The 23,026-nt window shown below is 45.6% G+C and carries 23 protein-coding genes; 3 read left to right on the top strand and 20 right to left on the bottom strand.

Annotation, left to right across the window (positions count from 1 at the left end; all coding sequences use genetic code 11):
- Positions 1–3: 3 nt before the first annotated feature.
- The 12 genes from LDX50_RS00470 to LDX50_RS00415 form a co-directional block, all read right to left on the bottom strand.
- A complete protein-coding gene (locus tag LDX50_RS00470) occupies positions 4–933 on the bottom strand; it encodes a bifunctional riboflavin kinase/FAD synthetase (RefSeq protein ID WP_225696436.1) in 930 nt (309 codons plus the stop codon).
- On the bottom strand, positions 930–1,583 hold the full coding sequence (gene truB, locus LDX50_RS00465; protein WP_225696435.1) for a tRNA pseudouridine(55) synthase TruB: 654 nt from the start codon (positions 1,581–1,583) through the stop codon (positions 930–932). Before truB ends, LDX50_RS00470 begins: the two co-directional genes overlap by 4 nt.
- A complete protein-coding gene (locus tag LDX50_RS00460; RefSeq protein WP_225696434.1) occupies positions 1,583–2,380 on the bottom strand; it encodes an undecaprenyl-diphosphate phosphatase in 798 nt (265 codons plus the stop codon). The genes truB and LDX50_RS00460 overlap by 1 nt, the downstream gene beginning before the upstream one ends.
- Complete coding sequence (locus tag LDX50_RS00455) at positions 2,380–2,592, bottom strand: DUF3098 domain-containing protein (RefSeq protein ID WP_225696433.1); 213 nt, start codon at positions 2,590–2,592, stop codon at positions 2,380–2,382. The genes LDX50_RS00460 and LDX50_RS00455 overlap by 1 nt, the downstream gene beginning before the upstream one ends.
- 2 nt (positions 2,593–2,594) lie before the next feature.
- Entirely contained in the window at positions 2,595–3,494 is a 900-nt protein-coding gene (locus LDX50_RS00450; protein WP_225696432.1) for a cell division protein FtsX, read from the bottom strand.
- 127 nt (positions 3,495–3,621) lie between these two features.
- The gene (locus LDX50_RS00445) at positions 3,622–4,476 is read right to left on the bottom strand and encodes an anti-sigma factor family protein (RefSeq protein WP_225696431.1); all 855 of its coding nucleotides are present in this window, start codon (positions 4,474–4,476) and stop codon (positions 3,622–3,624) included.
- A gap of 8 nt (positions 4,477–4,484) precedes the next feature.
- Positions 4,485–5,024 carry an RNA polymerase sigma factor gene (locus LDX50_RS00440; protein WP_225696430.1) on the bottom strand — a complete coding sequence of 180 codons (540 nt, stop codon included), beginning with the start codon at positions 5,022–5,024 and terminating at the stop codon, positions 4,485–4,487.
- 115 nt (positions 5,025–5,139) lie between these two features.
- The gene (locus tag LDX50_RS00435) at positions 5,140–5,577 is read right to left on the bottom strand and encodes a DUF2147 domain-containing protein (RefSeq protein WP_225696429.1); all 438 of its coding nucleotides are present in this window, start codon (positions 5,575–5,577) and stop codon (positions 5,140–5,142) included.
- 84 nt (positions 5,578–5,661) lie between these two features.
- A complete protein-coding gene (locus tag LDX50_RS00430; RefSeq protein ID WP_225696428.1) occupies positions 5,662–7,854 on the bottom strand; it encodes a sodium-translocating pyrophosphatase in 2,193 nt (730 codons plus the stop codon).
- A 132-nt stretch (positions 7,855–7,986) separates the two neighbouring features.
- Positions 7,987–8,517, bottom strand: coding sequence for a hypothetical protein (locus LDX50_RS00425; RefSeq protein WP_225696427.1), 531 nt, complete (start codon positions 8,515–8,517; stop codon positions 7,987–7,989).
- Entirely contained in the window at positions 8,507–9,046 is a 540-nt protein-coding gene (locus tag LDX50_RS00420) for an acyl-CoA thioesterase (RefSeq protein WP_225696426.1), read from the bottom strand. Before LDX50_RS00420 ends, LDX50_RS00425 begins: the two co-directional genes overlap by 11 nt.
- A 60-nt stretch (positions 9,047–9,106) precedes the next feature.
- Entirely contained in the window at positions 9,107–9,760 is a 654-nt protein-coding gene (locus LDX50_RS00415) for a protein-L-isoaspartate(D-aspartate) O-methyltransferase (RefSeq protein ID WP_225696425.1), read from the bottom strand.
- 413 nt (positions 9,761–10,173) lie between these two features.
- On the opposite strand from LDX50_RS00415, the gene LDX50_RS00410 reads away from it, so the two are divergent.
- Complete coding sequence (locus LDX50_RS00410; RefSeq protein ID WP_225696424.1) at positions 10,174–10,968, top strand: XRE family transcriptional regulator; 795 nt, start codon at positions 10,174–10,176, stop codon at positions 10,966–10,968.
- Here the strand turns inward: LDX50_RS00410 and LDX50_RS00405 are convergent.
- The 5 genes from LDX50_RS00405 to LDX50_RS00385 form a co-directional block, all read right to left on the bottom strand.
- Positions 10,945–12,018 (bottom strand): AMP-binding protein, encoded by a 1,074-nt coding sequence (locus LDX50_RS00405; RefSeq protein WP_225696423.1) that lies wholly within the window; start codon positions 12,016–12,018, stop codon positions 10,945–10,947. The genes LDX50_RS00410 and LDX50_RS00405 overlap by 24 nt on opposite strands.
- A gap of 4 nt (positions 12,019–12,022) precedes the next feature.
- Positions 12,023–14,452 (bottom strand): zinc-dependent metalloprotease, encoded by a 2,430-nt coding sequence (locus LDX50_RS00400; protein ID WP_225696422.1) that lies wholly within the window; start codon positions 14,450–14,452, stop codon positions 12,023–12,025.
- A 73-nt stretch (positions 14,453–14,525) separates the two neighbouring features.
- Positions 14,526–16,295 (bottom strand): 2-succinyl-5-enolpyruvyl-6-hydroxy-3-cyclohexene-1-carboxylic-acid synthase, encoded by a 1,770-nt coding sequence (gene menD / locus LDX50_RS00395; protein WP_225696421.1) that lies wholly within the window; start codon positions 16,293–16,295, stop codon positions 14,526–14,528.
- Entirely contained in the window at positions 16,244–17,434 is a 1,191-nt protein-coding gene (locus LDX50_RS00390) for a chorismate-binding protein (RefSeq protein WP_225696420.1), read from the bottom strand. The genes menD and LDX50_RS00390 overlap by 52 nt, the downstream gene beginning before the upstream one ends.
- Positions 17,427–17,846, bottom strand: coding sequence for a hotdog fold thioesterase (locus LDX50_RS00385; protein ID WP_225696419.1), 420 nt, complete (start codon positions 17,844–17,846; stop codon positions 17,427–17,429). Before LDX50_RS00385 ends, LDX50_RS00390 begins: the two co-directional genes overlap by 8 nt.
- 49 nt (positions 17,847–17,895) lie before the next feature.
- On the opposite strand from LDX50_RS00385, the gene LDX50_RS00380 reads away from it, so the two are divergent.
- Positions 17,896–18,534, top strand: coding sequence for a histidine phosphatase family protein (locus LDX50_RS00380; protein WP_225696418.1), 639 nt, complete (start codon positions 17,896–17,898; stop codon positions 18,532–18,534).
- Here LDX50_RS00380 and LDX50_RS00375 read toward each other — a convergent pair.
- From LDX50_RS00375 to LDX50_RS00365, 3 genes are all read right to left on the bottom strand, one after another.
- Entirely contained in the window at positions 18,511–19,941 is a 1,431-nt protein-coding gene (locus tag LDX50_RS00375) for a tetratricopeptide repeat protein (protein ID WP_225696417.1), read from the bottom strand. The genes LDX50_RS00380 and LDX50_RS00375 overlap by 24 nt on opposite strands.
- 81 nt (positions 19,942–20,022) lie before the next feature.
- Positions 20,023–20,808, bottom strand: a complete 786-nt coding sequence (locus tag LDX50_RS00370) for a zinc ribbon domain-containing protein (protein ID WP_225696416.1) — start codon at positions 20,806–20,808, stop codon at positions 20,023–20,025.
- A 3-nt stretch (positions 20,809–20,811) separates the two neighbouring features.
- Positions 20,812–21,909 carry a Nif3-like dinuclear metal center hexameric protein gene (locus LDX50_RS00365; RefSeq protein ID WP_225696415.1) on the bottom strand — a complete coding sequence of 366 codons (1,098 nt, stop codon included), beginning with the start codon at positions 21,907–21,909 and terminating at the stop codon, positions 20,812–20,814.
- Positions 21,910–21,965: 56 nt separating this feature from the next.
- Between LDX50_RS00365 and lpxK the strand changes: the two genes are divergently transcribed.
- Complete coding sequence (lpxK, locus tag LDX50_RS00360; RefSeq protein ID WP_225696414.1) at positions 21,966–22,994, top strand: tetraacyldisaccharide 4'-kinase; 1,029 nt, start codon at positions 21,966–21,968, stop codon at positions 22,992–22,994.
- Positions 22,995–23,026 lie beyond the last annotated feature (32 nt).

Here is a 23,026-nt window from a genome sequence, read left to right as displayed (position 1 = left end):
TTTTTAGTTGGTTAACAGCTTCAGAGCAGCCTCCTTATCTGATAAAAGTTGCTTTTTTAAAGATTCAATATCAGGGAAAGGAATCTCACTTCTGATTCTGGCGATGAACTGTAAATTAAGTGTATCTCCGTAAATATCCCTGTCGAAATCAAAGATATTGACCTCAAGGGTCCGGGTTGTGCCGCCAACGGTAGGTCGCATACCGATGTTCATCATGCCATTATAGGCTGTTCCTTCATACATTACCTTCACTGCATATGCGCCAAACGAGGGGATTAACTTGTTGGCGTGATCAATTTCAATGTTTGCTGTAGGGAAACCCAGAATACGTCCGATCTTTTGTCCGCGAACTACCCGGCCGGAAATGCCATAAGGTCTGCCCAATAGTTCCGTTGCGGTATCCATATCGCCCTCCAGCAGAGCATGCCGGATTTTTGTTGAACTTACCACCAGGTGATCCACTTCATGGCGTGGTATTTCTTCCACCTCAAAGCCATATTCCGGTGCATGCTGTTTGAGGTGCTCAAAGCTTCCTTCCCTGTTTTTTCCAAATTTGTGGTCATAGCCAATGACCAGTTTTTTGGTTCCGATCGTATCTACCAGAATTTTACGGATGAATTCATCCGAACTCATTTTAGAAAATTCCCGCGTAAAGGGGATGCGAAGTAAATGTTCAATGCCGAATTCACGAAGGAGGGCGGCTTTCTCTTCAAATGTATTCAGGAGCAACAGGTCTTTTTGGTCGGGAAAAAGAACGAGGCGGGGGTGGGGCCAGAATGTGATCAGAACCGTTTCCCCATCAACCTTACCGGCAACTTCGCGCAGGCGCTTCAGGATTTGCTGATGGCCAAGGTGTACCCCGTCGAATGTGCCGCTGGTTACAACCGCATTTCGCAAGGGCTTGAAGTCTTCTATGCCATGGTAAATTTTCATAATGCCGTCAGTGCTTCAATTGTACTCGCATCCTTTACATGAAAGTTGCCGATTCGGGTCCTTCGCAAGGCAGCCAGATATGCACCGGTACCGAGTGCCTGTCCAAAATCATGTGCAAGGCTTCTGATATAGGTGCCTTTGGAGCAAACAACTGTGAATTTATATCTGTCGGTGCTGATTTTTTCAAGATCGAACTGTTTGATTTCGACCTGGCGTGGTTCCATTTTTATTTTTTTTCCTTTTCGCGCACTTTCGTACGCGCGTTTTCCGTCGACCTTGATGGCTGAGAATTGAGGAGGTACCTGTGAGATGGTTCCCCTGAATTTGTTCAGCGCCTGTTCTATTTGATCTTCCGTAATTCCGGATGTGTCGCCAAACTCCTGTACGTCCGTCTCAAGGTCATAGGAAGGAGTTATTTTACCCAAAACAATCTCTCCCTCGTACTCCTTCTCCATTGCCTGAAAGGAATCGATCTGCTTTGTCATCTTGCCCGTACACAGAATCAGCAAGCCGGTAGCGAGCGGATCCAGCGTTCCGGCATGTCCTATTTTTTTTACTTTCAATGCATAGCGGAGTTTTTTCACCACATCAAAGGAGGTCCATGTGAGGGGCTTGTCAACAAGTAATACGCTTCCTTCTTCGGGCTCCATCAGGAAATAAAATAAAAGATGAGGGTTATAATGGCTATGGCGTAGCAGTAATACGCGAAATAGATGAGCTTTCCTTTGCGGACAATGGAGATCATCCACTGGCATGCGATTAGTCCGGCAACAAACGCCGCGACAAAACCTGTAATCAATACACTTACCGGGATGTTGGTGGCCAGCTCAGGGGCTTCTGCGATATCTTTAAATTTAAGCAACATGGCACCGATAATAGGAGGCAGGACCATGAGAAAGGAAAAGCGGGTTGCCTTATTTTTTTCAACCCCCAGATAGAGCGCGGTGGTAATGGTAGCTCCGGAACGGGAGATGCCTGGTAAAATGGCGATGGCCTGGGCAATTCCAATGATCAGCGCTTTCCACCAGGTCACACTTCCATCGCGGTCTTTGGTAAACCAGGTGATTAGCAACAATGTGCCTGTAACGAGCAGCATAAGGGCTACAAAAACGACATTTCCTCCAAAGAGTTGTTCAATTTCATCTTCGTATAATACGCCCGCCAGACCTACCGGGATCATGGATATTACAATTTTAGCAACAAATTGGGTTTCCTCATTCCACGAGAATTTCAACAGTCCGCGTAATAAATCTAAAATATCACGCCTGAAAACCACAATGGTTGAAAGAGCGGTTGCACCATGAACGAGGATGGCAAAGATCAGGTTATCCGACGACTGCACATTCAGCAGATAGGTGCCAAGTTCAATATGTCCGCTGCTGCTTACGGGAAGGAATTCCGTTAGTCCCTGGACAATACCAAGGATCAGCGCTTCGAGCGTATTCATTAATCTTTCTTATCTGGGGATTTCAGGATTGCGGCAATTTCAACAAGAAAGCCTGCCATGACAACGAGCGGCCCGAGTGTAAGGCCCAGAAACCCAAAACCAAACTCCTGCTGGTCCAGACTCATAATGATAAAGCCTGCACCCAGTAATGCCACACCAATGAGCATGAGTTTATAATTGATCCGTGAAAAAGGCAATTCGTTTTTATCCATAATTAATAAAGTTCATCAAGTGACATCCTAAGATATTTTTTTATGGCCCGATAGCTGCTCAGTACGGCTATTCCGGCTCCCAGGAATAGCAGTGCCAGGAAGATGGCGCCGATAAGGTTCGGATCCTGCAACTGGGACAAACCGTCAATCTCCCGGTTTGCGAATTGTATGACCAGGTACAGCAGCAGGCTTGCGATGAGTCCGGCAATCAGTCCGTGTAAAATGGAACGCCACAGGAACGGACGTTGAATAAATCCGGGCCGGGCACCTACGAGTTGCATACTTCTGATGAGAAACCGTTGTGAAAATAGTGCAAGTTTTATCGTATTGTTGATCAGGAGTACCACAGCGATGAGAAGCAGGAGGGCAATCCCCAGCATAGCCAGGCTGATATAAGTAACATTCCGGTTGATTTCCTCTACCAGATTTTCCACGTAATCCACTTCGAAAACACCGCTCATGGCTTCAATTTCAGTACGAATCTGCTGCATACTGTCTGTCACATGGTACTCGGGATTTATTCGCAGGCTGTACGCATCGCGTAAGGGATTCTGGCCAAGGAAATCACTGAAATCCTCACCGGTTTCCTCGATAAAGGATTGTGCAGCCTCCTCCCTGGATGTAAAACGGATTTGTACCTCACCGTCGCTGAGTGCCGCATATGGTTTTGCTGAAAGTGTTTTCTGTATCTGAATCCGTTGATTATCGGTTATGTCCTTATCAAGGTAAACCTGGATTTCCACGTTTTCACGAATCCATGTGGCCAGGCGGTTAGAATGGAGTATGAGTAAGGCGAACAGCCCAATAACGAATAAGGCCAGTGCGATACTGAAAACAACACTCACGTAGGGGTAGCTGCCCAGCTTCTTTTTCTTCCTGTTTTTAATCTGATGTGTACTCACGTTCAAAAAATCAAGATCAAATTTAAGGAATTCTTTTAACGGGCAACGGGTACAATGAAATAAATAGTATACAGGGGGAAATAAAAAAACCGCCCTTTTGGGGCGGTTTGTATTTTCATTGTGAAATCTACTGAATGCTTTTCAGGACATTCAATAATTTCTGATCTGTAATTTCCTGCAGCGGTGTTACTCCGGAAGCAGCAGAATCCAGTCCGTAAAACTTATCCTGATAACTCAGGAACCAGCGCTTTCCTTTATTTGAATTGAATTCAAGTATTTCATACAGGTCGTCATCGAAATTTCCATACAGCTTCAGTGTATTGTTGTCGAATGCATAGTGGAAATCAAGATTCTTCATAGTTCTGTCAACCTCAACTTCAACATTTGAAGCACCGCTTACCACTTCGCCCAGTACAGCGCCATCAGGTGCTGTCACTTCAGTTCGCTGGGATTCTTCGTTTTCAAATGAAGGGGCAATCACAGGCCGTTTGTTTTCTGGCTGCTTTGCAATTTCCTCTGCAGGCTTTTTGATATCAGACTTTTCGGTTTCTGCGGGAATAATATTTTCCTCTTCCACCGGCTGCTCTTCGATATTCTTTTGTTCGGGCAGTTCCTGAATGGTATTAGGAACAGTCGAAGGTGTTTCTGCCTGTTCAACAGCTGACGAATCAGACATTGCCTTGTCGGTAGTACCTGCCTCTGGGTAAAGGAAGTAAATGGCAACAGCCGTAACCGCTACCACGGCAACGGCGGTAAGTACTTTCGCAGTAGACCAACCAGTAGCCCCGCCAACGGGAACATTATCAAGACGGTGTTTCAGGTCTGCTATTCTTGCATTGCGGATGCCCTCAATAATATCCTTATGCAAACCTAACTCCTGTTGCAGTTTCGGTTCCTTGTCGAGGCGTTCCTCAAACCGGTTCCGTTCTGCCTCCGGCAGTTCGTTGTCAAGATAAGCGTTAATTAGTTCCGTATTCGTCATGGTAGTAGTTAGTCAAGAAAGTCTTTCTCCGAGTAGCGGGATTTGACCAAATCATCTAGTTTCTTTTTACATTTATATTTTTTTGTTTTCGCCGTATTTGTATTGGCAAATCCAAGTTTATCTGCGATATCCTGCATCGACAAACCATCAAAATAATAATACATCAGTACATTTCGACAGGTATCACCCAGGTCATTGATACATTCCTGAATGATTTTTGCTCTTTCCTTTGAATCGTAATCAGTGTATTCGACACCGTCCTTTTCCTCATTGGATAACCGTTTTTTCCGGTCGAGCTCCTTTCGCCATAAATTCTGACAGATACTGTACACGTATGTACTGATCTTCGAGGTGAGCACCAGGTTTCCACTTACAGCCTTCTGCCAAAAAACTACCAGGGCCTCCTGATATATATCCTTAGCTTCTTCTTCAGTACCGCTGTTTGAAATGACTAATTTAGTCATCATCCGGTAGTACTTTTTATAAAGAACTTCCAGTGCTTTCTCGTCGCCCTGACACACCTGCTCAAAAATTTCCTGATCTGTCATGCCGGACTTAACTTTTTATACATAAATACCACTTCAGGTAACCCTTTGTTCATAGGTTCTATTATAATCAACAGACAAATTGACAAAATGCCCGATTTTAACCAAGATTTTCCAGTTAATTTGCACGTATCCACGTTTGAGTGCGATAAAAAATTCCCCAGTATCCCCGTACTTTCAGGTCGCCGTCTTCCAGCCAGATTTTACATTTGTAAATCTTTCCTTCATCGGGCTTCAGGACTGTGCCTCCTTCAAATTCGTCTCCATTCCTTTTCATATCCCGAATGATCTCCATGCCAATAACCTTTTGATTATAGCGAGGGTCATCTTTGGGGCACTCATCACATACCGGATCCGGATCATCCGCAGGAGGATTAATAAGCTCTACGATTTTACCATGAAGCTGATCTCCTTTTTTGTATATTTCGACAATTGACTTTGGTTCATTCGTTTCATCGTCGATGGTTTTCCAGCGCCCAAAAATCTCATTCTGGCAGAAGGCCCCGGTACTGGTAAGGAGAGACAACAGAAGAAGGGATAAGAAACACTTCGTCATAAAAAAATATTTGCTTAAATATATCGGATTTAAAGGTAACAAAAAAAGCCCCGAACAGGGGCTTTTGTTTTAATTCGTCATTTATTATAATTCTTCACTATCCTGCTGAACCTCAACAACCTCAATTGCTGTAGTTGTTTCAACTGAATTAAGTTCAGCATCGGCATGATGTGCCGGGTTCACTGAAATATGCGGTGCTATAATCAGGGCGACAATCGAAGTTAGTTTGATCAGAATATTCATGGACGGCCCGGATGTATCCTTGAAAGGATCTCCAACAGTATCTCCTGTAACCGAAGCCTTGTGGGCATCCGAACCCTTATATTCCATTTTACCATTGATGTTCACGCCTTTTTCAAAGGATTTCTTTGCGTTATCCCACGCACCTCCGGCATTGTTCTGGAACATTCCCATGAGAACACCTGAAACTGTAATTCCAGCCAGTGTGCCGCCCAATACTTCCGGACCGAATCCGAAACCAACGATGATAGGAACTACCAGGGCTATTGCACCAGGAAGAACCATTTCACGGATTGATGCCTGAGTGGAAATCTCCACACATTTGTCATATTCAGGGTGAACCTTTCCTTCCATGATGCCAGGGATTTCCTTGAATTGGCGGCGAACCTCCTCAACCATGGCCATGGCTGCACGTCCTACCGCCGCAATCGCGAGGGATGAGAATATGAACGGTATCATTGCCCCAACAAATAACCCGGAAAGTACCTCCGCCTTATAGATGTCAATGCTGTCGATGCCTGCAATTCCTACAAAGGCCGCGAATAAAGCAAGCGCCGTTAAGGCAGCGGAAGCAATTGCGAATCCTTTACCTGTGGCTGCTGTGGTGTTTCCTACTGCATCCAGGATATCTGTTCTGCCACGAACCTCGTCAGGCAGACCACTCATTTCGGCAATACCGCCAGCGTTATCTGCAATCGGACCAAAAGCATCGATGGCCAACTGCATGGCTGTTGTAGCCATCATACCTGCAGCCGCGATTGCCACACCATAAAGACCAGCCAGGGTATAGGATCCATAAATTCCACCAGCAAGTACGATGATTGGCATTACCGTAGACTCCATACCTACTGCAAGTCCGCCAATGATATTCGTTGCGTGACCCGTCGATGACTGTCGCACGATTGAACGAACAGGTCGTCTGCCCATAGCGGTATAATATTCAGTTATGATGCTCATGAGTGCACCTACCACCAGACCCAGGAAGATTGCCCAGAACACATTCATTGAAGTAAATTCGTATCCACGGATCGACAAGGTATCAGGCAGCATCCAGTTCACAAGGAAATAGGATCCGATACCCGTTAAAATAATCGATCCCCAGTTACCCAGGTTCAGCGCCTGCTGAACATCACCCTGTTCATTGATGATACGAACACCACTTGCGCCAATGATTGAAAATATAAGTCCCATTCCTGCGATAAGCATGGGCAGCAGGATAGGGGCCATGCCACCGAAATTATCGGCCGATGAAATTTCCTGACCTAATACCATTGTAGCCAGGATCGTTGCCACATAAGACCCGAACAGGTCGGCTCCCATACCAGCCACGTCACCTACGTTATCACCTACGTTATCAGCAATGGTAGCCGGGTTCCTTGGATCATCTTCCGGAATTCCTGCCTCAACCTTACCCACGAGGTCAGCTCCGACGTCTGCTGCCTTTGTGTAAATTCCTCCACCAACACGAGCGAAAAGAGCAATCGATTCCGCGCCAAGCGAAAAACCGGCCAGTACCTCGATTGCGGTTTTCATCTCAATGCCCGTTACGGCAACGCCTTCCGGAACAAAGATTTGAACGAATATTAAAAACAAACTGCCTAATCCCAATACCGCCAGTCCGGCTACACCAAGACCCATCACAGTTCCGCCTGTGAATGATACCTGCAGTGCTTTGGCAAGACTTGTACGTGCTGCCTGGGTTGTACGAACGTTAGCTTTGGTGGCGATATTCATGCCAATCCAGCCGGCAAAAGCCGACAGAACCGCTCCAACAACAAATGCCGCTGCAATAAGTGGGTGTGAATCTTCTACCAAAGTTCCGGAATAAGCGAGTAACAATGCAGCAATGACCACAAAGTACGACAGTACTTTCCACTCAGCTTTCAGGAACGCCATTGCACCTTCTGCAATGTAGCCGGCGAGCTGCTTCATGTTCTCATTACCCGCATCCTGTTTACTTACCCAGATCGATTTACCGATCATCACCACAATACCCACCAGACCTAACAGGGGAATAACGTAAGCAATATTGTTCATAATCAATAGTTTAGGTTATTAGTTTGCATGCCGTTAACCGGCAAAGAAAAACCACACCGGGTGTGGTTATTTAAAAGTTTGCGCAAATATATAAGAACCTATCTTATAAATGAAACAATTTTAATCAATAGGCTATACCCCGAACATTTCCTTGAGCGCCGACCAAAGCTTTCTTTTCTGGTCGATTTGTGAATTGAGGGATCGCAGCGCATCTGATCGGAGGTGTGTTACTCCATTGGCATGGTGAACCTGGTATGGGTCGGTATCACACCATGGATCATGTTCCAGCCCAAAACTGATTACCACGTGAGATTCGAGTTTGCTCAGCAAATCTGGCCTGGGCTGGTCATACCAGTTGATAAGCGCAATGTCATCCCAGGTAAGTCCGGTGGCTCCCATGATATTGGTAAGTAATGCTTCTTCGGTTGAATCCGGAATTGAATCGGTGAGTATCAGTATGTGCTTTTTGTTTCCTCCGCGGAAGTCGGGCATAGTAAGCGGACTTTGCTCTGATACAGTTTGCGGTTCGACCGAATCCGTGTCTTTTTCATCCGGTTCAGGTGAATCGGATACTCCGGCTGATACCTTGTTTTCCCCTGGCACAATGTATATGCCTTCCTGAAACAGACCCGCAAGCCATTCATGGTTTGGTTTATTCATCATTCAGGTAATGTTGGGGGTCAAAGATCGATTTAAGCTCTGTAGCATCTTTGGGCTTCATCCTTTTGGCAAGCACCAGCCTGAGCTGACGGCGGCGTAAAGCCCCTTCATAGAGCTGTACCTCTTCCTCTGTTTCCGGGACAACTTCCGGTACGTCGATAGGACGGCCGGTCTGATCAACAGCTACGAAAGTAAAGAACGCCGAATTACTCATAAATTTTTTGCCGGAAGGGATGTCTTCTGCTTCTACCTCAATATGTACTTCCATTGATGAGTTGAATGCGCGTGTAACCTTGGCCCGCAGGGTCACAACATTTCCCAACTGTATAGCATGGGTGAAACTTACGTTGTCAACTGATGCCGTAACCACAATGCGGTTCGAGTGACGCTGGGCTGCGATGGCCGATACGATATCCATCCAGTGCATGAGCCGTCCGCCCATAAGGTTATTCAGTGTGTTGGTATCGTTGGGAAGAACCAGTTCGGTCATGTTGACAAATGAATCCTTCGGGTGTTTGGGTTTTCGTGCCATGAGGTTAATGCTTGAATATTCTCAAAGATCGGAAGAAGGAACTTAATTTCCTTGAAAAGCTCATCCTTTACCCCAGCCTTCATCCCCCTTCAGGGGAACAAAACTGAAATAATCAAACGTCTCGCGGCTAACCTGCCGCTCACCGGTTCGGGTGATGCGATACATCTGCTGCCGCTCTGAATCGCCGACGGGAATGATCAGTATACCACCGATTTTAAGCTGCTCAATGAGACTGTTGGGTACCGACGGCGCTCCTGCTGTTACGATGATCCGGTCATAGGGAGCATAGCGCGGCAATCCCCTCGAACCGTCGCCATGAAAAAACTTGGGACGGTAGCCCATTAACGGAAGGAATTTTCGGGTGCGTTCGTACAGGACTTTGTTGTATTCTATCGTATAAACTTCTGCACCCAGTTCAAGCAGAATACAGGCCTGGTAACCCGAACCCGTACCTACTTCCAATATCTTATTCCCCGGTTCAACTTTTAATTTCTCGGTCTGAAATGCAACAGTGTAAGGCTGAGAAATAGTCTGACCTTCACCAATCGGAAACGCCTTGTCCTGGTATGCGTGACTGATCAGCGCGTTCTCAAAAAAAAAGTGACGGGGCACTTTGCCTATCGCATCCAGTATCCGTTTATCCCTGATTCCTTTTTCCCGTAATTTACGCACCAGTGACCGGCGCATTCCCTTGTGTTTGTAGCTGTCTTCCATTCAACTGCGAAAATATAAAAGTGTATCTAAAAAAGTCCGGGATTTGGAGATTTCATTAAATACTAAAATAATTAGTAATTTATTTGTTATTCTGAAGAGAATATTCTTTCTTTATTCGAAATAACTAAATAATTTAGCAGCATGCAAGGAAGGGGATATAAATTGCAGTTAACCAGTAAACGTCTGAAGTCGGGACGGTGCCAGATCAAGTTCACCGTTTCTGCTCCGCATGACTCTAAGTCGTGTTACGGGTACCTGCTCGCGGATGCAGGGTGTACATTACGCCAGGTGGTTGAACAGATCGAAAACCGGTTGAAAAACCGGGATAATCCTGAAATGTTTTATCATTCCCATCTTTATAATTTACAGCAGCGTACGTTTAATAATGAACAATTCTTAGTTTATAATGCATCATGAGTTTAATAAGTGATAACATACGGTATTTACGCAAAAAATTAGGGCTAACACAGGAGCAATTTTCAGAGCAGATCGGCATCAAGAGATCGCTGCTGGGTGCGTATGAGGAAGGTAGAGCCGACCCAAGGCTTACAACGCTAACTACGATGGCCAATGCCTTCGGTACATCCGTAGATATTCTTATCAGCAAGGATGTCTCAAAGCTGAAGGCATCTGATCTCATTGTGAGTAAATTCAAACGCGGGAAAGAAGTTCTGGCCGTTACTGTAAGTAATGATGGTCGCGAGAACATCGAACTGGTCCCACAGAAAGCGGCTGCCGGATACCTCAATGGTTATGCCGATCCGGAATATATCCAGGAGCTTCCCCGGTTTAATCTCCCCATCCTTCCTCAGAATGCGACCTACAGGGCCTTTGAAATTGTGGGTGATTCGATGCTGCCCATTTTGCCCGGCACCATTGTGATTGGATCTTTCGTGGAGGATATCCGTGACGTAAAAAATGGCAAAACCTATGTGTTGGTAACCCGCACGGACGGCATTGTTTATAAGCGTGTATTCAACTACATCAATGATAACGGTAAGTTGTTCCTTGTATCGGATAACCGGCAGTATGCGCCGTATCAGATGGATGTTGAAGATGTGCTGGAAGTATGGTCAGCCAAGGCATATATCAGTGTCCAATTCCCCGATGCCAATGAAAAGAATGAGGTATCTACCGAACAGCTGGCATCAATTGTGCTGGACCTTCAAAAGGAAATTGTAAAATTAAAAAGTCAGGGGGGAGAGTAATTCAGCTGTCCGGATTCGCTGGATTTTTCCGGTTTCGGTCCTGATAAAAGACGGAAGCGAAACGATCTTCTTTGGTATTTCATAGCGGTCTATTACCCGTAGCAATATCTCCTTTATTTCAATCTCGGGTGCCGGCAGATTTCCTTCAATAATGAGAATAGCCACCTCACCGTATGCATGATGTGGCCACCCGTGAATATAAAATGAATTTTTCCAACCTTGCTCGCTGAATATGCCTTCCAGGATTTCCTCCAGTTTTTCCGGTTGAATCTTTATGCCCCCCGAATTAATGACCCAATCAGAACGACCCAGCCATTCGAATTGCAATTTTCCATGCAATAATACGCGGTCGTTTGTCTGTAACCATTGATGGCTGGTAATAGCACCCTTTATCTGTAACCGGTCAAGCGTATCCGTCTTTAATTCCAGGTCGTGGATACACGTGAAAAGGGTTTCCGCTGAGGGGCCACCCAATCTCCTGACAGCAATATGGGAGACCGTTTCAGTCATGCCATATGTCTCGAAAATATTCAGAGGCAGTTTCGACAATTCCTTCCGAAGGAAAGCAGATACAGGGGCGCCACCAACAAGAATACATTTATAGCTGGTCAATAGCCTCCAGTTCATTTTGTCAAGAATTTCCTGCAATTGCAAGGGCGTAATTGCCAGAAAAGTAAAAGCAGAATGTTCAAGATTGGGCAATCTGGAAGGTTCCTGAACCGTCACATGCATTTCTCCCAGAAGTGCCCTGAGGAGCATCATTTTTCCGGCAATGAATTTTGTATTCATAGCGACAAGCGCATGATCATCAGGGCCGAGTCCGAAATGGTCTAATGTGCGCAAGGCACTTAATTCCATTTGTTCCCTGGATACGATAATTGTACCAGGAGTGCCGGTGGATCCGGAAGTTTTTAGTTCAAATTCGGATGTGCCTGTTAACCACCGACTGATAAAGGAGATGGCTTCCTGCTCCTGAATTGTTTTACCCGCGCTGGTGGGAATGGCTGTCCAGGGTATAAATCGGTCATTAATGGTAATGCCTTGTGACATTTTATCATCTGCCTTCCTGCAGATCGTCTATTCGGGAAATAATATCATTTAGATGGTAAATGGTCATTGCATCCTTCATTCTGGCCTTTCCCGATCGAATATCAGATTTAAGTTGATTCAGGGAGGCTCGTGCAATTGCCTGCGCGTCCGTAGCTGATGCTGAGGGACCTCTCCGGTTATTTGACTCGCCGTAGGCAAGCTCCGACAGATGATCCACATAGGCCCGCTGCAGATTCCTGCGATATGGGGATATCGATGTGCTGGTTCTCAATTCAGACCACAGACCTTTTCTTACGTCATTCATCATGTCATCTGCTCCATAGGGAATCCCATCAAGGAGTTCTATTTCTACCATGCGGTTTATTCGTGAAACAGACAGGAGGTTGGTAAGATGTCGGGCCTGGAGCGACTGGATCCGCTCAAGAATTCCTTCAGCCTGCATGCGACGTACCATGTCTGTATTTACCATCCAGGAAGGGTCACTGAAACATTCCTCGAGGAGGAAGTTAACCGCATTCTTTTGATCCTCGGCTGACAGAGGCTGATAAACCGTGCCTTCCTGCTCAGCCGTCTTCCGCGTTTCCACAATACCGCCGACGTTGGTCACCACATGCCCCGTGTATCTTGACCAAACTCCCAGCATCTCACCGTAAAGCTCCTCGAGATCAGCATAGTTCTCACCTTCAGTGGTTGTCCATTCCATAAGATGTGCTGCCACGTATTTCAGGTTCTTCATTCCGTATTCACTGGCTTTCACAGGGTCATTACCAATTCCCTCAGTCTGTGAAGTAGGATCATAACCACCACGGCCCGAGCCAAACATGTACCTGGGATCTCCTTCCTTTTCAGAGATCCATGAGTTCAAAGTTCTTTTTTTCTCGGCTTCCGGTAGGGTTGGAGAGAGGTAGCGATAACCCCAGTTGATGGCATAGTGGTCATACGGACCTAATTGCCTGATAAACCGGATGTTTTCATCCCCTGGTTGTGCCACATAATTATACCTGGCATAGTCCATAATAGTCGCGGCGATTCCAAATTCCTGGGTAAAGGTTCCCGAACGGAGGCTGTCGACAGGATATGCTGCACTGGCTTTCATATTATGAGGTAAACCCAATGCATGTCCCACTTCATGTGCGATCACCATTTTCATCATTTCCCCGATATCTTCATCCGGAGTATCCAGCGTACGTGCGCGGGGATTAGCTGCGCCAGTCTCCAGCAAATAACGGTTCCGGTATGATCGCAGGTGATTATGATACCAGATTATGTCACTTTCAATAATTTCTCCTGTTCTGGGGTCTGAAACACTGGGGCCTACCGCGTTTCTGGTTGTACTGGCTACATAGCGGACCACCGAATAACGGACATCCTCCGGACTGAAATCGGGGTCTTCATCTTCTGTCGGCGGATCTTTTGCGATAATGGCATTTTTAAATCCAGCCGATTCAAATGCCTGTTGCCAAAGCTCAATGCCGGCTTTGAAATAAGGTCTCCATTTAAGTGGAGTTGCCGGATCGAGATAATATACGATTGGTTTCACGGGCTCAACAAGTTCCCCGCGTGCATAGGCTTCAGGGTCCTTTGGAACCAGCTGCCACCTTCGGATGTATCGTTTCTGATCCGCTTTCAGTGCTTCACTTCCGTAGTCGATCTGTGCAATGGTAAACCAGTCTACACGTTCGTCATACGCCCGCTTTTCCATCAATACATCGGGCAATAATATCATGGACTGGTTCATTTGTATGGACAGGGTCCCCAATTGTTCATCACCCGGAGGGTTTCCTGCATCGAAGGTGAGATCGTGCCGGACTTCTATATTCTGCGGAAAGCTTTTGACACTTTCTATAAACGAACGTTTATCATCGAGTCGTCTAACCTGATACTCTTTTCTCAGAAAACTCCTAAGCGGTCCGATTGCTGAAACATCCTTGGTGAAGAGGTCGTCAACCCGGATTACAGTGGCTGTCTTTGTGGGATTTTCGGCTTCGACTTTAAAAGAATATAGAATAGGTTCATAGTTATTGGCCACCACAGACTTCTGGATCGGAAGGGAGTCACTTGCAATGGCGGAATAGGAAACAGTGCGAAGCAGGATTTGGTCATATTTTTTTTCCCAGCGTACTACCTGTTCGTTTGTCTTCGAGCCAGCATTGATATACCCTCCGCCGAACCCTGCAGGCAGTGCGGCAATACGGCTGATCCAAAGCATTTCCTTTCCCAGCAACGAATCTGGAATTTCATAATATATCTCGTCCTTATTTCTGTGAACAAGAAATAGGCCCTCGTCGGAAATCGTTCCGGACGTAACAATCTTTTCGTAGGGTGATTTTTTTTGCGTGCTCTGATCGGCCTCTGAAGTCGTGGCCTGTTGAGTTGATTTACATCCCGCGAGCGTTAAAGCGAGAAGATAAAAGGCAAATACAGACTTTTTCATTTCCGAATATAATGGTCGTGGCTTAAGTAGTTAAGTGATTCTGTATAAGTGGTTCTATGATCTTTTTAAGGGATTACCTGAACAACTTTTTAAAATCAACCAGTATGTTTTTATTTTGTTCACTTTCCGTTTCGACTTCAAGGATTTTGGTACGCGAATCGGGTATCATTAATTCTTCAATAAAGTGCTTCAGTTTTGATCGTTTGTCGCACCTGAGATGTTCAAATCCAAACTCGTCACATAGATTTTTTGCATTCAGCCGCTGTTCTGTTTCGAAAAAATCTTCCAGTTCAGCGAGTTGAGACGGGCCCTGGATCATTCTGAATATACCTCCACCATGATTATTGAGTAAAACCACTCTCAGGTTGGGCAGTGTATACTTGTGCCAAAAAGCATTTCTGTCGTAGAAAAATCCTACGTCCCCGGTAATGAGAATATTAAGTCTTGAAGGATCCGCTATAGCTGAACCAACCGCCGTACTGGTGCAGCCATCTATGCCGCAGGCACCCCTGTTAGAATAAACAACCACGCCGGAGGGATGATCATTCAATCCACAGTAATTGGCATATCGTACTGCCATGCTGTTGGCAAGGTGCAGGTTACTATTCCCGGGGAGGTGCTTCAACGTTTCGAACACTACCTCAAATTCGCCGAAGTGATCACCTGATGCAAAAAATGATTCCAGTTTATTAGCAGAATTGCCGTTCTCTATATTCCAGATCTGGAAAAAGTTTTCCTGTTTCTGCCGCTCAAAATTACCGGGAGATTCCGTATCCAGCATTTCACTCAGAAAATCCTCCGGCTCGCATCGTATTATACGGGTGATTGATTTTAGCGGGTCTGCCACCTCACCCTCAGCCTGAATGTGCCAGTGTTCAGCAGCAGGCCGCTCCCTGAAGAAATTCTTGAGATTTTTTGACAGCAAGGAGAGTCCGAAGGTCACGAGCAAATCCGGATGAAAATTATCGAGATCCGGATGCTCCCGGTTCAGGAACACATCTGCCCGGGTGATGGCACCTGGAATTGGATGGATATTACTGATGATGTCTCCTGCGACGGGTATATGATGTTCAGATGAAGCCCGTTTTAAAATGGCGGTAAGTGTATCATCCGGCGCTGATTGACCTGTCAGGATCATTTTCCTGGATGCCTGACTCCATTTCTCCTGAAGCATGGAACGAGTGTTATCTTCCAGCCGACTTTTAGACGGGGAAACCGAATGATATGGCACGTCAGATTCGAAAAACGTATCGCTGTCTGACTCCGGATAGAATGGTTCACGAAACGGTATATTCAAATGGGATGGTCCGCCGGGCTCGCCCTGGGCTATTCGGATGGCCTCATTCATTATGCGATAAAGATGCCAGCGGGCATCCTGATGGGTGAGGTCAACCGGTGCCGAAGCACTGAAGCGGACATGTTTTCCATAGAGCTGATCCTGCCAGATGGTCTGACCATCGAGCTGCCCAACCCACTCCGGCGGCCGGTCGGCAGTTAGTACAAGCAGAGGTACCTGCCGAAAATAGGCTTCTGCTATGGCAGGGGCATAATTATAAGCGGCACTACCGGATGTGCAAATCAAAACAACAGGCTTTTTTATGTGCTGAGCGATTCCCAGTGCGATAAAGGCAGCCGAACGTTCATCGGGAATGCTGAGGCATTGGATCCCGGGATGCCTTGAAAATGCCAGGACTAAAGGTGCGCACCTGGAGCCCGGAGAAAGAATTGCATGTGTAATGCCTGATTTATGGCAAATTTCAGCGAGATTATATATGGGTTGAAGATCCAATCTTAATGAATTACGTCCAGCAAGGTGTTCATTTTTATTGAAGTTTCCATCCATTCTTTTTCGGGATGGCTATCCTCAGTAACTCCGGCTCCGGCATAAACCCATGCCTTGTCTTCAATCAGTTTCATACAGCGGAGGTTCACATAGAGATTCGTGTTTTCATTAAGGTTAACCGGCCCCAGAAATCCACTGAAAAATTCGCGGTCATACCCTTCGTTTTTTTCCAGCCATGCGGACGCCGTCTCAAGGGGCATTCCGCAAACGGCCGAGGTTGGGTGTAATAATTTCATCATCACCGTACCCAGTTGCGGAAAATTAACAGCCTCCATATCCACCCTGAAAGTGGTTTTTAAGTGAATCAATTTTCCCGCGATAATCGTTTTAGGACCGATCTCATCAAACTCCCTAAGGCGTATCTTCTTGAAACAGTTAATGATATACCGGCTAACATAGGCCTGCTCCTCAATCTCCTTTTGCGTCCAGGCAATATCCTGCAATGACCGGGATCCATCATAGGACTGGGTCCCTGCCAGCGCTACGGTCTGAAATATGCGTTTGCCTTCCGTGTTTACCAATATTTCCGGGGACGCTCCAATCCACAGGCCCGCCTCGGGTACGAAGGTCGCGGATACAAATGCGTTCGGGTAATTCTTGATCAGCCGCTGAAATACCGTCTTGAGATCAAACCCTTCAATTCGAATGGCCTTGATCCTCGAGGGAACCACTTTTTGGAAATGTCCCTGCCTGATTTCCTTGATGGCTTTTTTGACCAACTCAATGAATGGCTTCTCCTGTTCAACAGGATGATCTTCGAAGATCATCATTTTTTTATCCAACCCGGAGCTACTGTCCGAAGAGGAAATTTTACGCAACATATCTTTATGCTGCTGTTTATTATAAGGGTCAAATGCCACCGTTCCATCCGAAACAGTAAATCGTATCTGGGCCCTGATAAAATGTTTTATCTTTTTATCGGAAAAGGGATGAAACAGGTATCCTGGCTCACTGCTTTCAAGGTCGATCTCCTGGCAATGTGTATTACCTGTATCAATGATACCCTGAATTTCTTTGCCGGGTTGCCTCCAGACAGCCAACGCGAAACCATTATTTTTGCAAAAATCCAGAAGGTCTGTCAGCTGCAGATCCCTGATCTTGCCGGGTTGTGGGGGTGTGGCGTTCTTCGTCTCAATCATTTTTCAGCACTGCCATTGTTATTCTACTAACACATACAAGACGATGCTGTTCATCCTCAATGTGTACTTCCCACACCTGGGTTGATCTGCCTGCATGTATGGGACGTGCTGTGCCTGTCACCATTCCGGATCGTACACTTCGTAAATGATTCGCATTGATCTCAAGACCAACGCACTTCATGCCGGAGTCTTTTAAGGAAATATGGGCCCCCATACTTCCCAATGTTTCAGCTAACGTTACTGATGCACCGCCATGTAAAATGCCATATGGCTGATGATGCCGGTGATCTACAGGCATGGTGGCGCGAATATAGTCGCTGCCTGCCTCGCTAAAAACAATGCCCAGATGCTCCATGATGGTATTTCTGCACATTGCATTCAATTCTTCAGTAGATGTTTCCAGCTTTATCATGCCGTTTTATAAAAAAAGTTATTTTTGCAGCTTCTAAAATAGGGACAATTTGAAAAGCAAAAAAATATATTTGGTTCGGCACGGTCAGACGGATTACAACCTGAAAGGAATTGTCCAGGGGAGTGGAATTGATTCTTCACTGAACGAAAGGGGCAGGGAACAGAGCAGGCAGTTTTTTGATGCGTATAAAGATGTTCCCTTCGATAAAGTGTATACAAGCAAGCTGAAGAGGACAACTGAATCTGTCGAAGGCTTTATCAACCTGGGCATTCCCCATGAAATGTTGTCGGGTCTTAATGAGATTAATTGGGGAACCCGGGAAGGTCAGGTGATTACCCCTGAAGAGGATGCGTATTATCACTGGGTTATTCGTGAATGGCAGAATGGAAATACCACCTTACCTATCGAAGGAGGAGAAAGTCCGCAAGATGTTTATGACCGGCAGAAACTGGCCGTTGAACATATCATGTCGCATGAAGATGAGGAAAACATTTTAATTTGCATGCACGGCAGAGCGATGCGGGTCTTGTTATGCCAGGTCCTCAATTACCCGTTGCATTGCATGGATGAATTTGAACATTCGAATCTTTGCCTGTATCTTCTCAATTTTACCGGAAGCATGTTTACCGTGGAAAGATTTAACGATACCAATCATTTGGTGCCTTCAGAAATAGGTAACAAGCGCTGAGTGCGCCTTCCGGTCAATGCCTTTCTTATATTCATACGCCCGGTAATCGAAGGTTTTTCTGAAATACTCCTGCGCCAGGCTGCGCTCATTTTTATCCAGGTATAAATAACCAAGCTGAAGACAGGAGTTTGGAGCAAAATACCAATTTTCTTTATCCTGCATTTCTATGGTTTGAAGATAGGCCTGAATCGCCTTGTCGGGTTTATTTGTAAAATGATAAAGGCGAGCTTTTCGGTAAATCAGCTCGACCTGTTCCTCTTTTGTTTTGAAATCTTCGAGGGGGGACTGAGTGACGAGCTCTTCTGCCTTCCTGTAAAAACCGCCATCAGTGGCAAGCCTTATGCGCATGATGGTAGCATTTGGATAACCCGATTCCACCGCTTTTGCGGCATAGCGGTCCGATTCTGTTGATATACTGCCGATAATGCTGATCTGACTAAAATATTCAGCTGCAAGGGTTTTATTACCCGATAAATAGGAGGAAAGGAACAATTTATATTTAGTATCCTTCCGGAAATCCTCCCCCGCATACTCTCCCTCAAACTGCTTAAAAATTTTGGTTGCCATCGCATATTCTCCTGCCTGTAAATAGGCATTTCCTGCCAGATAATAAGCAAGAGGAATGTGAGGTCTATGGTCGTTGAAATGTTGGATGGCTTCGGCAGCCTGATGATTTCTGATCAGGACAGTCATGTAGAGATAGCTGAACATCGGACTGTCCCAGCCGCTATTGATCAGTTTCCTAAAATCCTGTACGGCGTGCTTTGAATCTTCCAGAAGATAGCTGGAAGTGAGCTGCAGAATTACCTGGGATTCACCGTAAAGCCAGTGATCCCCGGGAACTTTCTGTAATAATTCCTGGCCGTCATGAATAGATCCCGTAAATCCGAATATTCGCGGCACCCATTGATAATTATCAGGTATCGCACCGACCAGAATTTGCAGCAGTCCCCAGGTCCGCTGGAAAGGAATGTAATCAGGGTATAACGTGATGTTTTCCCTGGCAATGCGGTATGATTGCCGCATTTGCCAAAGCGATGCCAGTTCCTGGCCAAATTTAAGCTTCACAAAAGCGCGCTGAAGACCGATTTCATTTTGAAGGAACAGGTGAAGGGGGAGTTGATCCTCGCCGATACGATTGGCGGATTGTTCGGCAATTACCTCAAACTTTTCATGAGAGGTTGGTGTGCCCGTAAGGAGCGCATGCAGGAAGGCGTCGTAGCTCTCAAGGTAAGCTTCAATTTCGGGCCTTAGATTGTATGAGCCACGATCGTACCCGCTTCTGCCAATAACCGCTTTGTACGCAAGAAATTCTGAGGGACTAATTTCCTGAGCCGGAAGTTGACATGGCAATAAAACTGCCAGCAATAAATTTAAGAAAATTAGAATTAGAGATTCACGTACCATTCTGCCGTGCGGTTGTGCCTTCAGCGAATGTATCAATATCTGAAAAGAAATAAAAAACCCCGGAAATTCCGGGGTTTGTAATTACTTGGTTTCTTTCTTTTTCCGACGGGTTGTTCTTTTCTTGGTTTCGTCTTCCAGTGACTCCATGTCAACGTCTGCCAGAATTCGTCCCGAATGTTCGTCGATAACAATCTTCTTTTTCTCACGGATCTCAGCAATTTTCTGAGGAGGAATAACAATATTGCATCCTTCTGCCGCTCCTCGCTTAACGCTTACTACGGCCAGTCCGTTCGATAAGTTTTTCCGAAGCTTTTCGTAATACTTCAAAAGCTTGTCTTCAATCTTCTTGCAGGCTTTGGCACGCTCATTCATCAGCTTTTCCTCTTCTTCCTTGCTCTCGTTGAGGATTTCATCCAACTCCTTCTTTTTGCTGTCAAGATCTGCACTCCGCTCCGAAACAAGCTGTTCCGTTGCTTCGATTTCTTCTTTCTTCCGATCGATGGCTTCGTGTGCTTCACGAATCTTTTTCTCCATGATCTGGATTTCCAACTGCTGAAGTTCCACTTCCTTGGAGATGGCATCATACTCCCGGTTGTTACGAACATTCATCTGCTGTGCTTCGTATTTCTGAATCAGTTTTTCAGATTCCTTGATCGATGTTTTGTGATCTTTAATTTTTTGGTCGAGCTCCTCAAGGTCGTTGATGAAACGGGCCAGCCGTGTTTTGTATCCTTCAACTTCGTCTTCGAGATCTTGTACTTCATCCGGAAGGTCACCTCTTAATTTTTTGATTGAATCAAGCTCCGAATCAATCGCCTGCAATTTAACAAGGGCTTCCAGTTTTTGTGCAACAGTGTTGTTTTCCATGTATTATAGGTAGCTAATGGGATTAGTTACAGTTTCCGACAAATTGACTGCAAAATTAGAAAATTTTTCAGTTAAAGTATCATAAATAAGTTCTTTTGTGTATACCTCACTTTCATAGTGTCCGATATCAGCGATAATGATCCTACCTTCAGCATCAAAATACTCATGATATTTCATGTCTGAGGTGATAAATATGTCTGCCTCAACGCTCATTGCCTTTTTCAATAGAAAACCTCCGCTTCCTCCGCAAATCGAGATTTTCTTAATCCTGGACGAGGTGATTGGAGTATGGCGCAAGACTTTCAGGTTCATACTATCTTTCAAATGATTTAAAAAGTCAATTGGTTCCATGGGCTCCTTTAGCATTCCAATTAACCCGGAGCCAATATCCTGATATGCATTTTCGAGTGAGGTTAAATAATAGGCGATTTCCTCATAGGGGTGACTGTCGCGTAATGCGCTGATAATCATTGGTTTCCTGAAAGCTGGAAATATTACTTCAATTTTTATTTCATTTGCTTCTTCGAGGATACCGGGTTTTCCGATGAAAGGATTTGAAGCTGAACTGCCCCTGAAGGTTCCGACCCCCTTGATCTGAAAGCTGCATTCATCATATTGACCGATCTTTCCGGCACCGGCCTCGAACAGGGCTTCAAGTACAGCCTTTTTCTGTGCGTTGGGTACATACGTTTCAAGCTTCATCAGCAACCCTTCTTTTGGGGCCAGTACCTTTCGATTAATGAGGCCGAGCTTGTCGGCAATTTTATTATTAACTCCCCATCGCACATTGTCAAGGTTTGTATGAATGGCGTAAATGGCGATGTTATTTTGGATTGCTTTTATTACCGTCCGTTCAACATAATTAGCTCCGGTCAGTTTTTTAAGTCCCGTAAAGATGATGGGGTGATGTGCAATAATCAGGTTGCAGCCCTTTGCCACCGATTCGTCCACCACAGCCTCAGTTACATCCAGTGTTACCAGAATTCCGGAGACTTCATCTGAAGGGCTACCGGTAAGCAAACCGGAATTGTCATAGGATTCCTGGTAGGATGGCGGGGCGATTTGCTCCAAATGTTGAATGATGTCTTTTATTTTCATCATATTTACCCAATTTTGCTTGCCAAAATAACAGAAATAATTTACTCCGGCGCCCTGACATGAAGTTTTTCCAGGTTCTTCTTTTACCTTTTGCCTGGTTGTATGACCTGGCGACACGTATGCGTAATTATTTATACGACAGTGGCTATAAAACTTCGTTCGAGTTTGACCGATCGGTAATTTCTGTCGGAAACCTGAGTGCGGGGGGTACGGGAAAAACTCCCATGGTGGAATACCTGATTCGTTTGTTGCAATCGACCGAAAAAGTTGTTACGCTCAGCAGGGGTTATGGACGAAAAACAAGTGGTTTTCGAATCGCCGGTTCATCTGACACTGCCGTTACGATAGGGGATGAACCAATGCAGTATTACAGCAAGTTCAATGTACCTGTTACCGTGGGTGAGGAGCGGGCTGTTGCCATTCCCTTCATTCTTGCCGAATTTCCGGATACGGGTGTCATTTTGTTGGATGATGCTTTTCAGCACAGACCTGTTAAACCTCAGTTGAATATACTCCTTACTTCATATCAGAAGCCCTTTTTTGATGATTATGTCTTACCGGCAGGCCGATTGCGGGAATCCCGCAGGGGTGCGGCCAGGGCTGATGTGATTGTGGTGACCAAGTGCCCCGATGACATTTCCTCCATCCGGAAAGGTGAAATGGAAAGGGCTATTCACCGTTATGCACCAAAGGTGCCGGTATTTTACTCACGGATCAAATATGGCGAGCCCACTGGACTGCGGAATCCATTGAAAGAAGTCGTTGTAGTAACGGGCATTGCGAACCCTGAACTATTCATTCGGCATGTTCAGGAAAGGTATGATGTGGTTGAAATCTTCCGGTATAAAGATCATCATCAGTTTCGTGAAAATGACATTAAACGTATACTTGAGAGGGCGATAAACGGGAATGCCGATATTATCACTACGGAAAAGGACTATATGCGCCTGGATAACTCTCTTCGTGGATTAATCGGGGAACAAACCGGCCTTTTTTATATTCCTATTGAGACGACGTTTCTGGAAAATGGTAGGGAATTTGATAAGATGGTGGTAGATGCGGTTCAACTTCATGCATCTGAAGGATAATATGTAAATTAGCGCCGTGAGACTGCATATAT

It is taken from the genome of Fulvivirga sedimenti, from assembly GCF_020328055.1.
Note: the sequence above shows the minus strand (reverse complement) of the source record. Positions and strands in the feature narration are given on the sequence as shown.

What these genes read in the sequence shown, in the direction of transcription:
- LDX50_RS00400 (WP_225696422.1), bottom strand. Translation starts at nt 14,452, where the DNA reads ATGAAAAAGTCTGTATTTGCCTTTTATCTTCTCGCTTTAACGCTCGCG.
- menD (WP_225696421.1), bottom strand. Translation starts at nt 16,295, where the DNA reads ATGGATGGAAACTTCAATAAAAATGAACACCTTGCTGGACGTAATTCA.
- LDX50_RS00440 (WP_225696430.1), bottom strand. Translation starts at nt 5,024, where the DNA reads ATGACAGATCAGGAAATTTTTGAGCAGGTGTGTCAGGGCGACGAGAAA.
- LDX50_RS00370 (WP_225696416.1), bottom strand. Translation starts at nt 20,808, where the DNA reads ATGGAAAACAACACTGTTGCACAAAAACTGGAAGCCCTTGTTAAATTG.
- lpxK (WP_225696414.1), top strand. Translation starts at nt 21,966, where the DNA reads ATGAAGTTTTTCCAGGTTCTTCTTTTACCTTTTGCCTGGTTGTATGAC.
- LDX50_RS00385 (WP_225696419.1), bottom strand. Translation starts at nt 17,846, where the DNA reads ATGATAAAGCTGGAAACATCTACTGAAGAATTGAATGCAATGTGCAGA.
- truB (WP_225696435.1), bottom strand. Translation starts at nt 1,583, where the DNA reads ATGGAGCCCGAAGAAGGAAGCGTATTACTTGTTGACAAGCCCCTCACA.
- LDX50_RS00455 (WP_225696433.1), bottom strand. Translation starts at nt 2,592, where the DNA reads ATGGATAAAAACGAATTGCCTTTTTCACGGATCAATTATAAACTCATG.
- LDX50_RS00405 (WP_225696423.1), bottom strand. Translation starts at nt 12,018, where the DNA reads ATGTCACAAGGCATTACCATTAATGACCGATTTATACCCTGGACAGCC.
- LDX50_RS00425 (WP_225696427.1), bottom strand. Translation starts at nt 8,517, where the DNA reads ATGATGAATAAACCAAACCATGAATGGCTTGCGGGTCTGTTTCAGGAA.
- LDX50_RS00415 (WP_225696425.1), bottom strand. Translation starts at nt 9,760, where the DNA reads ATGGAAGACAGCTACAAACACAAGGGAATGCGCCGGTCACTGGTGCGT.
- LDX50_RS00445 (WP_225696431.1), bottom strand. Translation starts at nt 4,476, where the DNA reads ATGACGAATACGGAACTAATTAACGCTTATCTTGACAACGAACTGCCG.
- LDX50_RS00375 (WP_225696417.1), bottom strand. Translation starts at nt 19,941, where the DNA reads ATGGTACGTGAATCTCTAATTCTAATTTTCTTAAATTTATTGCTGGCA.
- LDX50_RS00410 (WP_225696424.1), top strand. Translation starts at nt 10,174, where the DNA reads ATGAGTTTAATAAGTGATAACATACGGTATTTACGCAAAAAATTAGGG.
- LDX50_RS00470 (WP_225696436.1), bottom strand. Translation starts at nt 933, where the DNA reads ATGAAAATTTACCATGGCATAGAAGACTTCAAGCCCTTGCGAAATGCG.
- LDX50_RS00435 (WP_225696429.1), bottom strand. Translation starts at nt 5,577, where the DNA reads ATGACGAAGTGTTTCTTATCCCTTCTTCTGTTGTCTCTCCTTACCAGT.
- LDX50_RS00365 (WP_225696415.1), bottom strand. Translation starts at nt 21,909, where the DNA reads ATGATGAAAATAAAAGACATCATTCAACATTTGGAGCAAATCGCCCCG.
- LDX50_RS00460 (WP_225696434.1), bottom strand. Translation starts at nt 2,380, where the DNA reads ATGAATACGCTCGAAGCGCTGATCCTTGGTATTGTCCAGGGACTAACG.
- LDX50_RS00430 (WP_225696428.1), bottom strand. Translation starts at nt 7,854, where the DNA reads ATGAACAATATTGCTTACGTTATTCCCCTGTTAGGTCTGGTGGGTATT.
- LDX50_RS00390 (WP_225696420.1), bottom strand. Translation starts at nt 17,434, where the DNA reads ATGATTGAGACGAAGAACGCCACACCCCCACAACCCGGCAAGATCAGG.
- LDX50_RS00420 (WP_225696426.1), bottom strand. Translation starts at nt 9,046, where the DNA reads ATGGCACGAAAACCCAAACACCCGAAGGATTCATTTGTCAACATGACC.